Source organism: Streptomyces tatrensis (assembly GCF_049310065.1).
In the GTDB taxonomy this organism is placed as follows: domain Bacteria; phylum Actinomycetota; class Actinomycetes; order Streptomycetales; family Streptomycetaceae; genus Streptomyces.
Genome location: NZ_JBMDLB010000011.1, coordinates 6,641,709 through 6,658,105, shown reverse-complemented (window position 1 = coordinate 6,658,105; position 16,397 = coordinate 6,641,709). Strand labels below are relative to the sequence as shown.

Here is a 16,397-nt window from a genome sequence, read left to right as displayed (position 1 = left end):
CTATCGAGCGGCGGTTGGCCTGGTCACCGGGAGCTGGTCGCGGGCTCGGCCGCGTCCTCGCTCGTGACGGGGTCCGCGCCGGGCCGCTGCAGGGGAAGTTTCGCATGCGGACGGCGCTCCGGGGGCTCGATGCTGATCTTCGGGAGCCGGCGGTCCAGCCAGGCCGGCAGCCACCAGTTGGCTCCGCCGAGCAGGTGCATCAGGGCGGGGACGAGGAGGGTCCGCAGGACGAAGGCGTCGAGGGCGACGGCCGCGGCGAGCGCGATGCCGAACATGGCGATGAGCCGGTCGCCGCTGAGTACGAAGGCCAGGAAGACGGAGATCATGATGACGGCCGCCGAGTTGATCACCCGGCTGGTCTCGGCGAGGCCGACGCGCACCGCCCGCTTGTTGTCCCCCGTCTCCAGCCACTCCTCGTACATCCGGCTGACGAGGAAGACCTGGTAGTCCATGGACAGCCCGAAGAGCACCGAGACCATGATCACCGGGAGGAAGGGCTCGATCGGCCCCGCACTGCCCAGCCCCAGCGGTTCGCTGCCCCAGCCCCATTGGAAGATCGCGACGACGACTCCGAAGGAGGAGGCGACGGCGGCGACGTTCATGGCGGCCGCCTTGACCGGGATGCCTATGGAGCGGAAGGCCAGCAGCAGGAGCACGCAGCCGAGCGCGATGACCACCCCGACGAAGAGCGGCAGTTTGCCGACGATGACCTCGGCGAAGTCGTCGTACCCGGCGGTCACGCCGCCGACGTGCACCTGCATGGAGTTGTCCTGGCCGGCGCGCGGGATGACGTCCTCGCGCAGCCTGTCGACCAGCTCGCTCGTGGCCCGGGACTGCGGAGAGGAGTCCGGTACGACGGTGACGACGGCGGTGTCGCCGCTGCGGTTGAAGACCGCCGGTCCGGCCGCTGCCACGCCCCTGGCCGTACGGAGCGACTCGGCCAGCGCGTCCACGGCGACCCGGTCGCCGGCTCCGCCGAGGCGGGCGACCACGGTCAGCGGGCCGTTCATCCCCGGGCCGAAGCCCTCCGCGAGCAGGTCGTAGGCCTTGCGGGTGGTGGACGCGGCCGGGTTGTTGCCCTGGTCGGAGGTGCCGAGGTGGAGGGAGAGCGTGGGCAGCGCCAGCACCACCATGACGGCGGTGGCGACCAGGCCGAGCAGCTTCGGGTACCGCTCGACGAAGGCGGACCAGCGGGCGGCGAAGCCGGTGACCGCGTCGGGCTGCGGACCCTCGGCGGCCAGCTTGCGGCGCTCGCGGCGGGAGAGCGCGCGCATGCCGATGTACGAGAGGAGCGCGGGCAGCAGGGTCACCGAGGCGGCGACGGTCAGGACCACGGTGAGGGAGGCGGCGATGGCGACGCCGTTGAGGAAGTTCAGCCGGAGCACCAGCATGCCGAGCAGCGCGATGCAGACGGTGGCCCCGGCGAAGACCACGGCCCGGCCGGTGGTGGCGACGGCGCTCTCGGCGGCTTCCGCGACCGGGAGCCCGCGTTTGAGGCCCTTACGGTGGCGGGTGACGATGAACAGCGCGTAGTCGATGCCCACCCCGAGGCCCACGAGGGTGCCGAGCATCGGGGCGAAGTCGGCGACCGGCATCGCGTGGCCGAGCAGGGTGATGCCGAAGTAGGCGGTGCCCACGCTGACCAGCGCGGTCGCGATGGGCAGCAGGCTGGCGGCCAGCGACCCGAAGGCCAGGAAGAGCACCAGCGCGGCGATGGCCACGCCGATGACCTCGGCGAGGTGGGCGGAGGGGGCTTCGGTGAGGCCGATGGCCCGCCCGCCGAGCTCGACTTGCAGCCCGTCGGCCTGGGTGGCCGGGTTCCTCGCGGCGTCGACGACGGCCTTCGCCTCGCCCTTCGGCACCGAGTCGGCCGGCCGGTCGAAGGTGACCACGGCGTAGGCGGTACGCCCGTCGCGGCTGATCCGGGCCCCGCTGTCGGGCCCGGGTCCGTAGGGACCGGCAACCGATCCGACACCGGGCAGCCCGGCTATGGAGTCGAGGGCCCGCGTCATGCGCTCCTGCACGGCCGGGGTCCGCACGCTCTGCCCGTCCGGGGCCCGCCACACGATGGTGTCGGTGTCGCCGCCCTGCCCGTGGAAGCCTTCCCGCAGCAGGGCGTGCGCCTTGGCGGACTCGGTGCCGGGGACCTCGTAGTCATTGGAGAACGCCGTCCCGGCGCCGACCGCGGCAGCGGCGGTCCCGCCGAAGGCGAGGAGCCAGATCAGGACGGCGACGAGTCGGTGCCGCATGCACCAGCGTGCGAGGGCTGACAACGGACGGGCTCCCTGGTGGTTCGGATCCTTACCGGGGAACGGCCCGTCGGAAAGAACGCGTGAACACTGAAACTGAACGCTGGGCGTCTGGAATTTTGGTGCGGCGGTTGGTCTACACCTCAACGATCGCAGCGTCACGTGATCGTTGGCGGCCTTCGTGGGCAGCGTCACAGGCGTTCGGGGAAGCGCGGGACCATGGTCACACGGGGTTCGGAACGGAGGTCCGGCCGGATGGGTCGTCGGGGTGGGTGGCGGGCACTTCGTAGAGCTGGTGCTGGTCGGCCGGCTCTGCGTCGGCGCGGTAGCCCGGCAGTGAGGGCCAGCGCACGGTGAGCACCACCGAGTCCTCCTCCGCGTACCAGGAGTGGTCGACTCCGCGTCCCCACACGACGTAGTCCCCTTGCTCGGCCAGCACGACGCTCCGGCCGGGGAACTCCAGCCTGAACCGGCCGCTGATCAGCACCTGCAAGGCCGTACGGGACTCCCCGCGCACCCACTGCGCCCGCTCGTCCCCCTTGGGGTGGACGCCCCACTTCATCTCCACGTCCTCGCTGTGGCGGGGATCGCCGGGCTCCTTGAAGTGCCCCAGCAGCCAGCCCCGGTCGACGGCGGCGTCGGGGGCGGCCTTGCCGGTGTAGACGGTGGGGTGGGAGGAGGCGGTGGGAAACGTGGGAGAGGTGGGGTCGCTCACGGGGTGAGGCTAATGCAGTTGTCTGACCCGTCGGCGGCTGGTGAGCTGGCCGGATGACTATGGATCCGGATGAGCTGCTGAAGGTGCGCGCCGAGTTCGACTCTCTGATGCGGCGGGAGGCCCTGCCCGACACCAGTGACGCGCGCGTGGAACGGGCGGGCGCGGTCGTACGGCAGATCGTGCCCGGCACCGGAGGGAACATGGTGCTCTGGTCGGACCTCGACGAGCACACGGCGGACGCGGCGATCGCGGAGCAGGTGGCGTTCTTCACGGGGCTGGCCGACCGGGGCGAGGTCCCGTCGGCGGAGTTCGAGTGGAAGCTGTACGGCCACGACCGCCCCGCCGACCTCGGGGACCGGCTGCGCACGGCCGGCTTCGTGGCGGAGCCCGCAGAAACCGTGCTGGTGGCTCGGGTGGAGGACCTCGCCACCCTGTCGGTGGAGCCGCCGGAGGGCATCACGCTGCGGGTGGTGACCGATGAGGCGGGCGTGGACCTGATGATGGAGGCACACCGCCGCGCCTTCGGCGCGGACCGCCCGCGCATCAAGGACCTGATGCTGAACCTGCTGCGGGACGAGCCGGACACGATCGAAGCCGTCGTCGCGATGGCGGGCGACACCCCGGTGAGCGCGGCCCGGATGGAGATGCGCCCGGGGAGCCCCTTCGCCGGCCTGTGGGGCGGCGGCACGGTCCCGGAATGGCGGGGCCACGGCATCTACCGCCTCCTGGTGGCCCACCGCGCCCGCGTGGCGGCGGACCGGGGCATCCGCTACCTCCAGGTCGACGCATCACAGGACAGCCGCCCGATCCTGGAACGGCTGGGCTTCGACGTGCTGGGGGTGACCGTGCCCTGGGTTTGGGAGGGGTAGGGGTGGGGGGTGGGGGGTGGGGGGTGGGGGGTGGCTTTGTCGAGTACCGGGAGGAGCCCGGCAGTCCAGTGTCCTTTCGGTGCGGGCCGGTCCCTCAAGGGCGCTCCCTGCGGTCGCGTCGCTTCGCGATGGCCTTCGGCCACCCTTGACCGACCGACCCACCCCGAAACGCCACAAGACTTCCGGGATCCCCCCGAGGAACGGCCGGGAGGGAAGTGAGTGAGGGGCGGGCCGACTGGTCACTTGCGAGCGGCTTCCCGCCGGTCATCCGCACACGGCCCCCGGCAGGACCGTGACCTCAGCCGGAACAGACCCGCGGGACGATCAGAGCATCCAGGGCCGGGCGCCCGAACACCCTCCCGAGACGTCGACCGCCACCCAGAGCGCAAGGACGACGAGAAGGACCCCAGGGTCGGTGGGCGCGAGAGATCGCTACACAGTCCTTCTCGGCTTAGCGACTACCGACCGCCTGTGGCTGGCCATGGGCCGCACACACGGCCACATCCCCTCCCGCTCGGCTCAGCGACTGCGGACCGGCCGTGGCCCGATCTGGAGGGTTCGGAGGCCTTCACAGGTGGTTTGGCGGATCGGTCTGCCGCACGGCGGGAGGTGGTACGACGCGAGGGTCAAGAATTGGTGTTGAGGAAGCCGATGGTTACGGCGCCCCACCAGCAGAGCTGCGAGATGACGGCGGTGGCTCCGCCCCAGAGCAGGAGGCGCGGGGTGGCGGTGGGCGCCGCCGAGAGGCGGTGGCTGAGGAGGCCGGCCTGGAGACCGTTGAGGGTCAGGAGGACGACGAGCCCGAGCTTGGCGAGGGTGAGGGACGAGTTGAGATCGGGTTCCAGCATCATCCCGCTCACGACGAGACCACCGAGTCCGGCCCAGATCGGTACGTGAAGTCGGGACGTCGCACCGACCACCTCGGCGAGCGTGCAACGTCTCATGGCCCACAGCAGACCGTAGTAGTCAGCGGACAGAACCGCGCCGAAGCCGACGACGAGCGAGGCGAGGTGAGCAAAGAGCGCCGCCGTGTGCAGCGCCGGGTCGGTCTTCATGTGAACGGAGACCCACAGCCCAACCGCCAGAACGATCATCGCCCCAAGCCCTGCGGCCACGACCGTCCACCAAGAGTCGTACAGGCGGACAGGACGAGCAGACAGATCAGCGGCGGGGGACGACATGACGATGAACTCCGAGGGCGAGGCAGCCGCGAACGCGACTTGGGCAAGGCAAGGCTTACCTAAACTTTCCATAAGGTCAAAACCCGTCCACGGCCCAAGACGGACATCAGGCACCTCCATACCCCCCCTCGACCACATACATCCGGCCACACGTATCAAGCCGCGTACGGTCGGCAGTCGCTCAACCCAGTGGGACAAATACGATCGTTGGCGCCTATGTCCAGCCACGGCCGGTAGGTAGTCGCTAAACCGAGTGGGAGTGCGTAGCGATCTGTCGCGCCCACCGACCCTGAGGCCCTTCCCATCACCCTCTCGCTCGTGGTGGCGGTCAAAGGTCACGGGAAGGGTGTCCAGACGCCCGGCCCTGCATGCTCTGACCGCCCCGCACCTCCGTACCGACTGAGGTCACGGTCCTGCCGGGGCCGTGCACAGATGACCGCCGGCCGGAGCAGGGCTGCGCAACTCAGACGAGGCCGCTCCTCCCCACTCCTCCCCCCGGCCATTCCCCGGGGGGATCCCGGAAGTCTTGTGTTTTTCCGTGGTGGGACGGTCCGTCAAGGGTGGCCGAAGGCCATCGCGTAGCGACGCGACCAAAGGGAGCGCCCTTGACGGACCGTCCCACCACGGAAGGACGCTCGACTGCCGGGACGCCGCCCGGCACCCACGCAGCCACCGACCCGCCCGCAGCACAACCCACCAACCCCCACCCCCCGCCCCTGCTCGACGACCAGCCCGCAGGCGAGGCCGGCAGTGACCCAGTCCGCCTGGCCGGAGGCCTTCCGCCTCCCGGGGCCAACGGGGCAAGATCTCAGCCATGGCAGCAGCAACAACAACAGGATCCGCCCACCGCGTCGCCCCTCCCCTCGCCGGGGGCGAGCGCGAGACGCTCCGCGCGTACCTCGACTTCCACCGGGCCACCCTCGCCTGGAAGTGCGAGGGCCTCGGCGACGAGGAGCTGCGCCGCCAGGCGTCCCCGCCCTCCACACTGTCCCTGCTCGGACTGGTCCGGCACATGGCGGAGGTGGAGCGGCACTGGTTCCGGCGCACCTTCGGCGGGGCGGAGGTCCCCCACCTGTGGTCGGACACCCACGACTTCCAGGCCGCCTACGACGCCTCCGGCTCGACCCGCGCCGAGGCCTTCGCGGCCTGGCGCGCGGAGGTCGAGCACGCCCGCGCGGTGGAGGCGGCCGCCGAGTCCCTCGACGTGACGGTGCGCGTCGAGAAGTGGGAGGAGGACGCCTCGCTGCGCCTGCTGATGCTGCACATGATCCACGAGTACGCCCGCCACAACGGCCACGCGGACTTCCTCCGCGAGGCCGTCGACGGCGCCACGGGCGCCTGAGACCACCCCCCGACCCCCCGACCCCCGGCCCCCACCACTCACCCCCGATCCGCCCGCACCTCCGCCAGGAATCCGGTGACCAGCTCCGCCCACTCCCGCGGGAGCTCGGCGAACGGCAGGTGCCCGGTGGCCAGTTCGGCCCATCGGGCGCCCGGCAGCGCGTCCGCGAGCTCCCGCTGGACCTCCAGCGGTACGAGGCCGTCGGCGGTGGTCGCGATGACGAGCGCGGGTACGTCGATCCGCGCGAGGTCGGCGCGCACGTCGGCCCCCTTCACCAGCGCGGCGTGGTCCCCGCCGCCGGGCGGGAAGGAGGCCGCGGTGGCCCGTACGGCCTCCTCCACCTGCTCGCCGGTCAGCCCCTCCAGGGCCTGCGGGCCGAGGGTGAGCGGGAGGAGGAGCCGGGCGAGCAGCTCGCCGTCCCCGCGGCGGGCCAGTTCGGCCCAGAGGTCGGTGATGAGGCCGAGCCGGTGGCCTGCGCGGGCGAAGCTCGCCGTGAGCACCAGCGCGGTGACCCGCTGCGGGTACCGGGCGGCGATGCGCGCGGCGACGTTCCCGCCGAGGGAGTAGCCGAGCACGGCGAACCGGTCCAGCCCCTCGGCGTCGGCGGCGGCCACCAACTGGTCGGCGAGCTCGTCCAGTTCGAGCGGCCGTGTGGAGCGCGGGGTGCCGCCCGTTCCCGGGTAGTCGACGCCGACGACGCTGTGGCCGGCGGCCAGGGCGTCGAGGATCGGCCCGAAGTTCGACTCCACCGAACCGCCTCCGCCATGGGCGAGGAGGAGGCCGGGCCCGCCGCTCTCCTTGCGGACGGTGCGGGCGTAGGCGCTGACCTGCGTACTGACCTGCGTGGCATGCATGCGAGGCTCCCTTTATTTCGATAACGATCACTACAGAAAGAACCGTACTCGATTAAATTAGCGATCGCTACAGAACTTCCCGCCGCAGCCACAACTTGACCGCCGCCCTCCCGCGCCGGGAAGCTGACCCCCACTCAAACAACCGGCGCTGGGGGGAAATTGACCAGCCAGAATCTGCACATCGGGCCGGACGTAGCAGCGGACCGCTACCGCTTGCTCCGGTCCATCGGGCGCGGCGGGGAGGCGGTGCTCTATCTCGCGGAGATCGAGCTCGCGGGAGGGTCCGAGCCCGTCGTCGTGAAGGTGCTCGACTCCAAGACCACCATCACCCCGGACGTCTTCGACCGGATCAGCCAGAAGTGGAACGAGCAGGCGGAACTCCTGCGCTTCGTCCACCGGCCCGGCGTCGTGGGCGTACGGGAGCACTTCGAGGGGCCGCCGATCCACCGGCCCGGGGAATCCTCGACGCTGACCGGACGGGCCCTGGTCCTGGTCATGAACCACGTCGACGGGCTCGACCTGCGGGACTGGCGGGCCGAACGGACCCTCGCCACGGCCGCCGAGCGGCGCGAAGTGATGCGCACGCTCGAGCAGTTGGCCGACGTACTGGACTGGCTGCACTCGGGGAAGGCCACCCCCTCCGGGCGTCAGGTGATCCACGGCGACCTGTCCCCCGGCAACGTCATGGTCGACGCGCACGGGCAGGCCACCCTGGTGGACTTCGGCCTCAGCAAGCTGACCGCCGACCACCAGACGGCGGAGGTGTGGTTCACCCAGGGCTACGCGGCGCCGGAGGTCTTCGAGGGGAAGCGGACCCCGGGCGCGGACCGGTACGCCTTCGGGGCCATCGCGTACTTCCTGCTGAGCGGGGAGTCCCCGCCCTCTACGCCCGAACTGCTGGCACAGGCCCTCGTACGGCTGCCGCAGTTCGCGGTACTGGACGCGGAGCAGAGGGCGCGGATCGCCTCCATCTACGCCGCCGACCCGCTGAAGCGTCCGCTGAACCTGGCGGGCTGGATGAAGGACATCCGCCGCGCGGTGGTGTCCACCACCACGTCCACCTCCCAGCGGGCGGTCCAGGACGCGGTGCCGATGCCGGTACCAGTGCCGGCACCACCGGCGACTCCCCCGGCGGCGGCCCCGCCCAAGCCCGTGGCCCCGCCCCAGCAGCCGCCGCAGCCGCCGGCGGCTCCGGCGTCGTCCCCGGCCGTCCCGGCGAATCCCCCGGCAGGTCCCCCGGCCCAGCCGGTGTACGTGCCACCGCCCACCGAGCCCGCGTACACCCCGCCGCCCACCGAGCCCGTGTACACCCCGCCGGTCCAGGCGAGCGTGCCGCAGGGGTACGGCCCGGCGCCCACCACCATCTCCGCCGCGGAACCGGCGCCCGCGCCGCCCCCGCGCAAGAAGCGGCGGACCGGGCTGGTGCTCGGGGCGCTGCTCGCCGTCCTGCTGGTCGCGGGCGGCGCGGTGGTCGGCGTAAAGCTGCTCGGTGACAAGAAGGACGCGGACGGCTCGAACACGGCGTCCGGCGGGGACAAGGCGGCCTCGTCCCCCTCCGCCCCCGAGAACCCGGCCCCCACCCCGACGCCGACTCCGAGCCCGTCCGAGTCCGAGTCCGGGTCCGGGTCCGAAGACCCGACGGCCCAGCCCACGGCGACCGGCTCCCAGCCGCCGTCGGGGGTCGCGCCGGGAGTCAATGCCGCCGATCTGACCGTCATGAGCCCGGTGTCGGACCTGGGCGGGTTCGAGGTCCGGCCGGCCAAGATCGACACCAAGGAGTACGGGGCGGCGTTCGTCGCCGAACGCCGCTGCTACAGCGACACGTACACCGAGTTCGACCTCAACCGCGCCTGGAAGAAGCTCGACTTCATCGTGGGCATCGACGACGGCTCGACCAATGAGAAGGGGCGGATCAGCTTCTCCCTCGACGGCCAGCCCGCCGGCTTCTCCGAGCTCGTGCAACTGGGCAAGCCGATCACCCACACCCTTGACGTGAGCGGCGCCCTGCGGCTGCGGATCAAGGTGGACAAGGGCTGCGACAACGGCACCGTCGTCATCGCCGCCCCCGTGCTGGGGCGCTGAGACCACGAAGGCCCCGCACCGGAGATCCGGTGCGGGGCCGCCGCGTACGTACGGTGGGGCTATTCGGAGACGCCCAGGCGCTCCAGGATGAGCTCCTTGACGCGCGCCGCGTCGGCCTGGCCGCGGGTGGTCTTCATGACCGCTCCGACCAGTGCGCCGACGGCGGCGATCTTGCCGCCGCGGATCTTGTCGGCGATGCCCGCGTTGCCCGCGATGGCCTCGTCCACGGCCGCGCCGAGCGCGCCCTCGTCCGAGACGACCTTCAGGCCGCGCTTCTCGACGACCTCGTCCGGGGTGCCCTCGCCGGCGAGCACGCCTTCGAGGACCTGGCGGGCCAGCTTGTCGTTGAGCTCGCCGCCCGCCACCAGGGCCGCGACGCGCGCGACCTGGACGGGGGTGATGGGCAGCTCGTCGACGACGACGCCCTGCTCGTTGGCGTTGCGCGCCAGCTCGCCCATCCACCACTTGCGGGCGGCGGTCGAGTCGGCGCCGGCCTCGATGGTGGCGACGATGGAGTCCACCGCACCCGCGTTGAGGATCGACTGCATGTCGTGCTCGGTGACGCCCCACTCCTGGAGGAGGCGGTTGCGGCGCACGCGCGGCATCTCCGGCAGGCCGGAGCGCAGCTCCTCGACCCAGTCACGGGCCGGGGCGATCGGGACCAGGTCGGGCTCCGGGAAGTACCGGTAGTCCTCGGCGTTGTCCTTGATGCGGCCGGCCGTGGTGGAGCCGTCCTCCTCGTGGAAGTGCCGGGTCTCCTGCACGATCGAGCCGCCGGAGGAGAGCACCGCCGCGTGGCGCTGGATCTCGAAGCGGGCCGCGCGCTCGACGGAGCGCAGCGAGTTGACGTTCTTCGTCTCGCTGCGCGTGCCCATGGGCACCTCGGGGCTCGTGCGCAGCGACAGGTTGACGTCGCAGCGCATCTGGCCCTTGTCCATGCGGGCCTCGGAGACGCCGAGCGCCTTGATGACCTCGCGCAGTTCGGCGACGTACGCCTTGGCCACCTCGGGGGCGCGCTCGCCGGCGCCCTCGATCGGCTTGGTGACGATCTCGATGAGGGGGATGCCGGCGCGGTTGTAGTCCAGCAGCGAGTGGGACGCGCCGTGGATGCGGCCGGTGGCGCCGCCGACGTGCAGCGACTTGCCGGTGTCCTCCTCCATGTGGGCGCGCTCGATCTCCACGCGGAAGATCTCGCCGTCCTCCAGCTGGACGTCGAGGAAGCCGTTGAAGGCGATCGGCTCGTCGTACTGGGAGGTCTGGAAGTTCTTCGGCATGTCCGGGTAGAAGTAGTTCTTCCGGGCGAAGCGGCACCACTCGGCGATCTCGCAGTTCAGCGCGAGACCGATCTTGATGGCGGACTCGATGCCGATCTCGTTGACGACCGGCAGCGCGCCGGGCAGGCCGAGACAGACCGGGCAGGTCTGCGAGTTGGGCTCGGCGCCCAGCTCGGTCGAGCAGCCGCAGAACATCTTGGTCTTCGTGCCGAGCTCGACATGGACCTCGAGGCCCATGACGGGGTCGTACGACGCGAGGGCGTCCTCGTACGACAGCAGTTCAATGGCAGTCACAGTGGAAATTTCCCTCTCAGCCCAGCAGGACGTCGTCGTCGCCGAGACGCTTCAGTTCGCGGTACAGGATCGCGAGGCCGGTGACGATGGCGGCGGCGGACACGACGGCGTCGATCAGCTTCAGCGTGTCGTGCTCGGTGCGGGCCTTCTTGGCCTGCTTGACGACGCTGAGGGCACCGAAGGCGGTGGTGCCGATCGACAGGTACGTACCGGACTTGGACTTCCTGAAGCCCTTGGCCTTGGACAGCGCACTCGTGTTGGAACTCACAGCGACGGAGCCTCCTCAAGCATCGGGTGACCCCAGCGCTCGACGAAGGCGGCCTCGACTGCGGCACCCACCTTGTACAGGCGGTCGTCCTTCATCGCCGGGGCGATGATCTGGAGCCCGACCGGGAGACCGTCCTCCGGGGCCAGGCCGCAGGGAAGCGACATGGCGGAGTTGCCGGCCAGGTTGGTCGGGATGGTGCACAGGTCCGCGAGGTACATCGCCAGCGGGTCGTCGGTGCGCTCACCGATCGCGAAGGCGGTGGTGGGCGTGGTCGGGGAGACGATCACGTCGACCTGCTCGAAGGCCTTCTCGAAGTCCCGCGTGATGAGCGTGCGGACCTTCTGGGCGGAGCCGTAGTACGCGTCGTAGTAGCCGGAGCTGAGCGCGTACGTACCGAGGATGATGCGGCGCTTGACCTCGTCGCCGAAACCGGCTTCGCGGGTCAGCGCGGTGACGTCCTCGGCGGACTTGGTGCCGTCGTCGCCGACGCGCAGGCCGTAGCGCATGGCGTCGAAGCGGGCCAGGTTCGAGGAGCACTCGGACGGCGCGATGAGGTAGTACGCGGCCATCGCGAGGTCGAAGGACGGGCAGTCCAGCTCCACGATCTCGGCGCCGAGCTCCTTGAGGAGGGCGACGGATTCGTTGAACCGCTGGACGACGCCGGCCTGGTAGCCCTCGCCGGCGAACTGCTTGACGACACCGACGCGCAGGCCGGCGACGGAACCGTTGCGAGCCGCCTCGACGACCGGCGGGACCGGGGCGTCGATGGAGGTCGAGTCCATCGGGTCGTGGCCGGCGATGACCTCGTGGAGGAGGGCCGCGTCCAGGACCGTACGGGCGCAGGGGCCGCCCTGGTCGAGGGAGGAGGAGAAGGCCACCATGCCGTAGCGGGAGACGCCGCCGTAGGTGGGCTTCACGCCGACGGTGCCGGTGAGGGCGGCGGGCTGGCGGATGGAACCGCCGGTGTCCGTGCCGATGGCCAGCGGCGCCTGGAAGGCGGCCAGCGCGGCCGCGGAGCCGCCGCCGGAGCCGCCGGGGACCCGGGTGAGGTCCCAGGGGTTGCCGGTGGGCCCGTAGGCGCTGTTCTCGGTGGAGGACCCCATGGCGAACTCGTCCATGTTGGTCTTGCCGAGGATGACGACGTCGGCTTCCTTCAGCTTGCGCGTCAGGGTGGCGTCGTACGGCGGGATCCAGCCTTCGAGGATCTTCGAACCCACGGTGGTCGGGATCCCGACGGTGGTGAAGATGTCCTTGAGGGCGAGCGGTACGCCGGCCAGCGGGCCGAGCTTCTCGCCGCGCTCGCGCTTGGCGTCGACGGCGGCCGCCTGGGCCAGTGCGCCCTCGCGGTCGACGTGCAGGAAGGCGTTGACCTTCTCGTCGGTCGCCTCGATGCGGGCCAGGTGGGCCTCGGTGACCTCGACGGCCGTGAGCTCGCCGGAGGCGATCTTCTCGGCGGTCTGGGCGGCCGTGAGCCTGATGATGTCGATGGTGCTGTTGATGTCAGCCATGGTGATTAGTCCTCCCCCAGGATCTGCGGCACCTTGAAACGCTGCTGCTCCTGGGCGGGAGCGCCGGAAAGCGCCTGCTCGGGGGTGAGCGACGGACGGACCTCGTCCGCGCGCATGACGTTCGTCAGCGGCAGCGGGTGGGAGGTCGGCGGGACGTCTTGGTCGGCGACCTCGGAAACGCGGGCGACCGCGCCGATGATGTCGTCGAGCTGTCCAGCGAAGTGGTCGAGCTCTTCGCTCTTCAGCTCCAGACGTGCCAGCCGAGCGAGGTGGGCGACCTCCTCGCGCGTGATGCCAGGCATGCAGCGATCCTCTGGGGGTTCGGGTGTGTAGGTTTCGGCCCCAATCCTATGGGGCCCCGCCCCCGCCCGGCGCCCCGGTTTGCCCCCGGGCCGGTACGAAGCCCCCGCGCGGGCCGATTTCCCCCACAGGCCGAGGCCGCCTGCGACGGCTCGCACGAAGCCCGGCCCCGGCTGCGGGTCCGCCGCTGCGCGGGGCGGAGTCCCCGCTGCGACCGTTGCCGCTGCGAGGGGCGGAGTTCCCCTACCCGCCCTTCGCCCGTTCCCCGGGCTCTGCCCGGACCCGGTCCTCAAACGCCGGACGGGCTGGATACATCCAGCCCCGCCGGATACATCCAGCCTCGCCGGCGTTTGAGGCGCGGGGTCCGGGGCGGAGCCCCAGGGGGTCCGGGCGCAGCCCGGGGAACGGTGGAAGGGTGGGTAGGGGACCTTGCCCCGCAGGGCGGGCGTCAGGCCGGGACGGTCAGCTCGGCTCGGGCCGCGGCCACCGTTTCGGGGAGGGTGGAGTGGACCGTGAGGTCCGGCCTGGACAGGGACAGCTGCGTGACGACGTCCGCGCGCCGCGGGTAGCCGGGGTCGGCGCCGACGACCAGGCGACGGCCCGGGGTGGCCGCGGCCGCGCCGAGTTCGTACAGGGTGATCGGCTGCACCGTGAGGGACGCCTCGCATGCGGGGAACCAGAACAGAGTGAGGTCCGCCCGCAGCAGGTGCGCGTACTCCCACGCGATCTGGACGTCCGTCTGCGAAGGGTCGGACACGTCGAAGTCCGCCCGCCGCGGGTTGAGCACGACGAACCTCGCCAGCGCTGCCGCCGCCTCCAGCTGCCAGGGCGGGCAGTGCGTGATGCCGCCCGCCAGGAAGACCGACGGCGGATCCCCCGGCGCGGGGCGGTACACGGCAGGGGCTTCCACGTAGGTCACGGGGACTGCGCCGCCGCGGCGGACGCCGCCTCCGCCGCCAGCTCCGCCGTGATGTCCGCCGGCCGCCGCCAGCCGCGCTCGCCGCGGGCCAGCAGCCAGGCCGTCGCCTCCTGCGGGGGCATCGCGGCCGCGACCAGCCAGCCCTGGACGGCGTCGCAGCCCAGGTCGCGCAGGCGCTCCCACGTCTCGTCGTCCTCGACGCCCTCCGCGACGACCAGCAGGCCCAGCGAGTGGGCGAGGTCCACCGTGCAGCGGACGATCTCCGCGTCCTGGGCGTCGACCGCGAGCCGCGCCACGAACGACCGGTCGATCTTCAGTTCGCTGACCGGCAGCCGCCGCAGGTGGACGAGGGAGGAGTAGCCCGTGCCGAAGTCGTCGAGGGACATCTTCACGCCGTGGCCGGTCAGTCCGGCCATGGTGTCGGCGGCCCGCTGCGGGTCCTCCAGCAGGACGTGTTCCGTTATCTCCAGCTGGAGCCCGCTCGCCGGGACCCCGTGCCGGGCGAGTCGCGCGGCCACGGCGCCCGCGAACCCGGGAGTGTGGACGTCGCGCGGCGACACGTTGACGGCGACCGGGACCTTGAGTCCCTGGGCCCGCCACCGGGCGACCTGCGCGAGCGCGGTCTCCAGTACGTACTCGGTCAGATGGGGCATCAGCCCGGAGGTCTCGGCGATCGCGATGAACTCGTCCGGCGAGACCCGCCCACGTTCCGGGTGCACCCAGCGCACCAGTGCTTCGAGCCCGGCCACCTTGCCGTCGAAGCGGACCTTCGGCTGGTAGTGCAGTTCCACTTCGCCGGCGTCCAGTGCCCGGCGCAGGTCGCCCAGGAGGCCGAGCCGGTCGGGGGTGTTGCTGTCGCGCTTGGACTCGTAGACCTCGACTCCGGTCCGGTCCCGCTTCGCCTGGTACATGGCGACGTCGGCGCGGCGCAGCAGTCCTTCCGCGTCCAGCGCGTGGTCGGGGAAGACGGCGAGGCCGGCGCTGGCTTCCAGGACCAGGGTCAGGCCGTCCAGGTCGAGGGGGGAGCTGAGTTCGGCGACGAGGTTGCGGGCGATCCGCTGGGCGCTGGTGGTGGAGTCGGCGATGGGGAGGAGGACGGCGAACTCGTCGCCGCCGAGGCGGGCCGCCTCGGCGTCCGGGGGCAGGGCCTGGCGCAGCCGGTCCGCGATCTGCAGGAGCAGCCGGTCGCCGGCGAGGTGGCCGAGGGTGTCGTTGACCGCGCGGAAGCGGTCCAGGTCGATCAGTACGAGCGCCGCGCGGGTGCCCGACCGTTCGGCCTGGTCGAGCGCGCTCCAGGCCCGCTCCAGCAGCCACTGCCGGTTGGGCAGTCCGGTGAGCGGGTCCCGCAACTGCTCCTCGGCGCGGGCCCGGGCGATCCACAGCGTGGAGTCCAGGGCGATGAGCGGTACGGCGAACAGCGGCAGCAGTACGGGCTGCGATTCGGCGACCACGCAGATCAGCGGGGCGATGCCGAGGAGCGCGACGGCGACCAGCGCCTGGCGCAGCAGTGCGGTACGGGCGACCGTGGGCAGCCCCCCGCCGCTCGGGGCGAGGGCGAGCCACAGCAGGACGCGGGTGACGACCAGGTAGGCGAGGGCGACCAGGATGACCTCGGGGATCGCGTCGATCCCCCAGCCGGTGGGCCGCCACGGGGCCTCGACGGACGGCGACTCGCCGAAGGCGGCGAGGACGAGGGCGCCCGCGCCGATGCCGAGGATGTCGGTGGCTCCGTGGAGCAGGCCCTGGCGCCAGCGGTGCCGGCGGGCGGCGCCGACGAGGGAGACCACGGCGAGGGAGACCAGCCCGGCGGGGACCCATCCGTAGAGGATGAGGACGCCGAGGGTGAGGGCGGCGCCCGATCCGGTGCCGCCCCACCAGCGGTCGCGGCCCAGCGCGACGAGGTGGCCGACGATGATGCCGGTGAGCAGGGCGAGCGCCCAGCCGACCGGGCCGCCGGGGAACAGGGCGTGACGGCTGGTCAGTGCGGTGATGACGCCGACGCCGAGCACGACGGCGGCGAGACCCACGATGACGAGGGGCAGCGCGGCGCTCCGGACCGCCGGGCCCGCGCCCGCTCCGGTGTCGAGCGGTCGTGCTTGCGGCGTCCTGGAACCCAGGACACCGAGCCGGCCCGTCCGCATGGACGGGAACTCCCCGCCGAAATCTGGTGACGGGTCGGCGCTTTCGGTGGGTTTCATGCCCGTCCCTCTCACAGCCGGCGATGCCGATGCCACGCGATGGCCCCGATGTCATGCCATCACGGCTGGAATCGCGTCAAGCAGCCGTGCACGACAGGCGCACCCCTCAACAGTAGGACGCGGGAGGCGTCCAGGGGCAGCGGTCGGCGGCGGTTGCCCGAATACGACCCAGCCATCCTCATCAGTACGGTATCCGCCGAACGGGTGAGTTTGGACCAGGACTCCCCGGCCGCCCGTCCGATGATCCGACAGGTCACGGGCCCGCCACCAGCCTTGTACCGGCCTCGCATGGGCCCGGTACCGGCCGCGCCCCACCGGGTGCCACCGCCGGCCGCGCCCGGCGC

The 16,397-nt window shown here is 71.8% G+C and carries 13 protein-coding genes; 3 read left to right on the top strand and 10 right to left on the bottom strand.

All coding sequences use genetic code 11. The annotated features are described in order from the left end of the window. Window positions 1-23 precede the first annotated feature (23 nt). Both ACODT5_RS46290 and ACODT5_RS46285 read right to left on the bottom strand, forming a co-directional pair. A complete protein-coding gene (locus tag ACODT5_RS46290) occupies window positions 24-2,273 on the bottom strand; it encodes an MMPL family transporter (RefSeq protein ID WP_422524864.1) in 2,250 nt (749 codons plus the stop codon). A 199-nt stretch (window positions 2,274-2,472) separates the two neighbouring features. Further along, on the bottom strand, window positions 2,473-2,964 hold the full coding sequence (locus tag ACODT5_RS46285; RefSeq protein ID WP_422524863.1) for a cupin domain-containing protein: 492 nt from the start codon (window positions 2,962-2,964) through the stop codon (window positions 2,473-2,475). A gap of 59 nt (window positions 2,965-3,023) precedes the next feature. Here ACODT5_RS46285 and ACODT5_RS46280 point away from each other — a divergent pair, with 59 nt between their 5' ends. Next, a complete protein-coding gene (locus ACODT5_RS46280) occupies window positions 3,024-3,833 on the top strand; it encodes a GNAT family N-acetyltransferase (protein WP_422525261.1) in 810 nt (269 codons plus the stop codon). Window positions 3,834-4,459: 626 nt separating this feature from the next. Here ACODT5_RS46280 and ACODT5_RS46275 read toward each other — a convergent pair. Then, a complete protein-coding gene (locus ACODT5_RS46275; RefSeq protein WP_422524862.1) occupies window positions 4,460-4,888 on the bottom strand; it encodes a hypothetical protein in 429 nt (142 codons plus the stop codon). A gap of 940 nt (window positions 4,889-5,828) precedes the next feature. Between ACODT5_RS46275 and ACODT5_RS46270 the strand changes: the two genes are divergently transcribed. Further along, a complete protein-coding gene (locus ACODT5_RS46270; RefSeq protein WP_422524861.1) occupies window positions 5,829-6,356 on the top strand; it encodes a DinB family protein in 528 nt (175 codons plus the stop codon). Between the two features lie 38 nt (window positions 6,357-6,394). On the opposite strand, the gene ACODT5_RS46265 is transcribed toward ACODT5_RS46270, so the two are convergent. Further along, window positions 6,395-7,210 carry an alpha/beta fold hydrolase gene (locus ACODT5_RS46265; RefSeq protein ID WP_422524860.1) on the bottom strand — a complete coding sequence of 272 codons (816 nt, stop codon included), beginning with the start codon at window positions 7,208-7,210 and terminating at the stop codon, window positions 6,395-6,397. A 159-nt stretch (window positions 7,211-7,369) separates the two neighbouring features. Here ACODT5_RS46265 and ACODT5_RS46260 point away from each other — a divergent pair, with 159 nt between their 5' ends. After that, window positions 7,370-9,292 (top strand): protein kinase domain-containing protein, encoded by a 1,923-nt coding sequence (locus tag ACODT5_RS46260; protein WP_422524859.1) that lies wholly within the window; start codon window positions 7,370-7,372, stop codon window positions 9,290-9,292. Between the two features lie 59 nt (window positions 9,293-9,351). Here ACODT5_RS46260 and gatB read toward each other — a convergent pair whose 3' ends face one another. The 6 genes from gatB to ACODT5_RS46230 all read right to left on the bottom strand — a co-directional run bounded on the left by gatB (window position 9,352) and on the right by ACODT5_RS46230 (window position 16,053). After that, a complete protein-coding gene (gatB, locus tag ACODT5_RS46255; protein WP_422524858.1) occupies window positions 9,352-10,860 on the bottom strand; it encodes an Asp-tRNA(Asn)/Glu-tRNA(Gln) amidotransferase subunit GatB in 1,509 nt (502 codons plus the stop codon). Between the two features lie 16 nt (window positions 10,861-10,876). Beyond that, window positions 10,877-11,128, bottom strand: coding sequence for a hypothetical protein (locus ACODT5_RS46250; RefSeq protein ID WP_266904189.1), 252 nt, complete (start codon window positions 11,126-11,128; stop codon window positions 10,877-10,879). Beyond that, a complete protein-coding gene (gatA, locus tag ACODT5_RS46245) occupies window positions 11,125-12,636 on the bottom strand; it encodes an Asp-tRNA(Asn)/Glu-tRNA(Gln) amidotransferase subunit GatA (RefSeq protein ID WP_422524857.1) in 1,512 nt (503 codons plus the stop codon). The genes ACODT5_RS46250 and gatA overlap by 4 nt, the downstream gene beginning before the upstream one ends. A gap of 5 nt (window positions 12,637-12,641) precedes the next feature. Next, window positions 12,642-12,938 carry an Asp-tRNA(Asn)/Glu-tRNA(Gln) amidotransferase subunit GatC gene (gene gatC, locus ACODT5_RS46240; protein WP_007266718.1) on the bottom strand — a complete coding sequence of 99 codons (297 nt, stop codon included), beginning with the start codon at window positions 12,936-12,938 and terminating at the stop codon, window positions 12,642-12,644. Window positions 12,939-13,384: 446 nt separating this feature from the next. After that, on the bottom strand, window positions 13,385-13,855 hold the full coding sequence (locus ACODT5_RS46235) for a nucleoside 2-deoxyribosyltransferase domain-containing protein (RefSeq protein ID WP_422524856.1): 471 nt from the start codon (window positions 13,853-13,855) through the stop codon (window positions 13,385-13,387). Continuing rightward, window positions 13,852-16,053 carry a putative bifunctional diguanylate cyclase/phosphodiesterase gene (locus tag ACODT5_RS46230; RefSeq protein WP_422524855.1) on the bottom strand — a complete coding sequence of 734 codons (2,202 nt, stop codon included), beginning with the start codon at window positions 16,051-16,053 and terminating at the stop codon, window positions 13,852-13,854. The genes ACODT5_RS46235 and ACODT5_RS46230 overlap by 4 nt, the downstream gene beginning before the upstream one ends. Between the last annotated feature and the right edge of the window lie 344 nt (window positions 16,054-16,397).